This window comes from Planococcus circulans, assembly GCF_020023385.1.
Lineage (GTDB): Bacteria > Bacillota > Bacilli > Bacillales_A > Planococcaceae > Planococcus.
Window position 1 is genome coordinate 1 of sequence record NZ_JAIQCL010000024.1, and the last position, 3,008, is coordinate 3,008.

Here is a 3,008-nt window from a genome sequence, read left to right on the forward strand (position 1 = left end):
TGTTAATGCTATTTCATAATGACCAAAAGTTGATGGTATTGTCTGTCCAGGAATTGACGGATATAATGTCCTTAATAACCCTGGAGAAAGGAAAAGACGCCTCCCAAAGTGTCGGCTATTACCAGTAGCTCGACGGGAGACGTCTTCCAAAAAAATATGATAATCGTCTCTCATTATAACATAGAAGAATGCGCCTCAAAAGGCGTTTTTTATTCGGTGCGCAGAAAAGGTTCCTTGTCCCTGTTGTAACCACATGGAGTATAAGATCATCGGCTCACGTGAACGGAAGTTGCGGGATGAAAGCGGTGAATCCCGTCGATTCATCGTCAGAAGGCTGCGCTGCACGCAGTGCGAAAAGATTCATCATGAATTGCCGGATCTGATGGTGCCTTATAAACGGTACGGGGCTGATGTGATTGAGGAGGCTATTCTCCCAGCCACCCACCTGACGGTGGCAGCCGATGAATCGACTATCTATCGTTGGCGGAGTTGGTTCTTCCACATGATCGATTACTGGCTGTTTATCCTTCAATCTCTTCTCGTTCAATTTCAGACAGATAGGACCTCGGCGATCGACCTGTCCAGTCGGCAGCTGCCTGCGCACGAACGAATCGGACAATGGTTTGGCATGGAAGGCGGATGGCTGGAAAAGATTGTCCGACCGGTCGCCAACCATCATTTTTGGATACATACCCGTTCTGCCTTTTTGTCCACTCGCCGTGAATTACACTTCAATTATCCGATCAAGAAGGAGTGTAAGAAATGGCAAGGACAAAAGCAGAAGAACTGGCGACCAATCGATTTCAGATGATTGCGCCCCTATTGAATGAGAAATTGGATGCCCAGGAGCTGAAAAAGCTTCGTGAACAAATTTGTGAAAGCAATGGGCTGTCCGAACGCACCATCCGGCGCTACATTGCACAATTTAAGAAGGAAGGCTTTGAAGGGCTGAAACAGAAGCCGTATCGTTCGGTGCCGCGTGAGCAACAAGACAACGTGGTGGAACAGGCAATTCACTTAAGACGAGAGGTCCCGAGCCGGAGCATCACCTCGATTATCCAGATTCTTGAATGGGACGGCGTAGTCGCAAAAGGCGAACTAAAGCGCAGTACACTGCAGGAACGCTTGTCAAAATTGGGGTATAGCGCACGCCAAATGAGGATGTACCATGAGACATCCGGAGCCGTTCGGCGATTTCAGAAACGCCGTCGAAATGCCCTATGGCATTCGGATATCAAATATGGACCTTATTTACCGATCGGTCCAAATGGGACGAAGAAACAGGTCTACATGATTGCTTTTTTGGATGATGCGACACGCTTTCCTCTCCATGTAGCGTTCTATCCGATGTTGGATGCGCGGTGCGTCGAAGATGCGTTTCGCGAGTCCATCCGGAAACACGGGGTGCCGGAGAGTGTCTACTTCGACAACGGCAAGCAATATCGTACCAAGTGGATGGCGCGGACCTGTTCAAAGCTCGGTACGCGCCTCCTCTATGCCCGTCCCTATTCACCGGAATCGACAGGAAAGGTCGAACGGTTCAACCGAACCTTTGACGAATTCCTCCAAGAAGTGCGGCTCGAAGAACCGCAGACCGTCGACGAATTAAACGCTTGGGCGGATATCTGGGTGAAAGAGCGCTACGTTCATAAAGAGCATAGTGCGCTAAGTGGCAAGACACCTTTCGAAGCGTTTCGCAGCGAATCGACACAGATTCGTTCCGTTTCCGCGGAAGAGCTGGCCCATGCCTTCTTGCATGCGGAAACGCGCAAAGTCGACAAATCCGGCTGCATCAGTTTCCAAGATCGGAAATATGAAGTCGGTCTCAATTTTGTCGGCTGCAAGGTCGAAATTACGTTTGATCCGCAGGACACCCGTGAGCTGATCGTCGATTACCCTGGCTATGACAGTTGGAAGGCACGGGAGATGGTCATCACCGAGAAGACCGGAAAGCGGCCATCACTGCCGGAGAAAATGACGAAAGAACCTGCCGGTTCATCGCGCCTCCTGCAGGGTGCCAAGAAAGTGAACGCAGACCGCAAGGCATCCGCCGTGACACCGAGTGTCCCTGCCGTAAGTTTCCGCAACATCGGAAAGGGCGGTGTGGAACATGTTTGAATCATTCTTTGAAATGAAGGCCACTCCGTTTTCACGTGATATCCCGACAGCCGAACTGTATGAATCCAATCAACTGGAAGAAATCATCGGCCGCCTGAACTATGCCGCAGAACGGCAACTTTTCGCGGTGATGACCGGGGAATGCGGGCTCGGCAAGACAACCGCGATCCGCCGTTTCACCGATCAACTGGATCCTTCGCGTTTTAAACTGCTTTACCTGTCGGACTCCAAGTTAACACCACGGCATTTTTACAAAGGGATGTTAGAGCAGCTGGGACTCGAATCCAAGTTCTACCGGGGTGATGCCAAGCGTCAGCTGCACCGCGAAATCGAACTGATGAAAGGCATCCATAAGCTGACGCCTGTTTGTGTGGTGGACGAAGCCCACTTACTCGACCGGGAGATGTTGGAAGAAGTGCGATTCCTCCTGAACTTCCGGATGGACGCGCAGAGCCCGATGGCGCTCATCATGGTCGGACAGACTGAACTATGGGATCGCCTTCAGCTTCAATCCTTCGCAGCCATTCGCCAGCGGATTGATATCCAATTTCGGCTCCATCATCTCGACCGTGCAGAGACGGAACAATACATGAACCAACATCTCGCCTACGCGGGTGTCGGACACGACATCTTCAGCGAATCTGCGATTGACGAGGTGTTCAGCTATTCAAGCGGCGCATCGCGCCTCATCAACAAGCTCTCGACGCATTGCCTGTTGTTTGCGGCACAGAATGGAAATCGTATCATCGACGACCGGATGGTGAAGAAAGTGATCGAGGGAGAACTGGCTTAGTTCTCTCTCGTTTTTCTCTATTTTTCGGACAACAAAACCGTCAGGTATGGGACAAAAAGAACCGTCAATTTCTAGACAAAATCAGGCGTCAATAACA

3 protein-coding genes are annotated in these 3,008 nt (G+C 50.7%); all 3 read left to right on the forward strand.

All coding sequences use genetic code 11. The features are described from left to right. Positions 1-211 precede the first annotated feature (211 nt). Genes K8U60_RS18880 through K8U60_RS18890 form a run of 3 tightly spaced genes read left to right on the forward strand, consistent with a single transcriptional unit; the run spans position 212 to position 2,911 of the window. Positions 212-811, forward strand: coding sequence for a DUF6431 domain-containing protein (locus K8U60_RS18880; RefSeq protein ID WP_223643633.1), 600 nt, complete (start codon positions 212-214; stop codon positions 809-811). Beyond that, entirely contained in the window at positions 763-2,118 is a 1,356-nt protein-coding gene (locus K8U60_RS18885) for a DDE-type integrase/transposase/recombinase (RefSeq protein ID WP_223643629.1), read from the forward strand. The genes K8U60_RS18880 and K8U60_RS18885 overlap by 49 nt, the downstream gene beginning before the upstream one ends. Then, on the forward strand, positions 2,111-2,911 hold the full coding sequence (locus K8U60_RS18890) for an ExeA family protein (protein ID WP_223643631.1): 801 nt from the start codon (positions 2,111-2,113) through the stop codon (positions 2,909-2,911). The genes K8U60_RS18885 and K8U60_RS18890 overlap by 8 nt, the downstream gene beginning before the upstream one ends. Positions 2,912-3,008 lie beyond the last annotated feature (97 nt).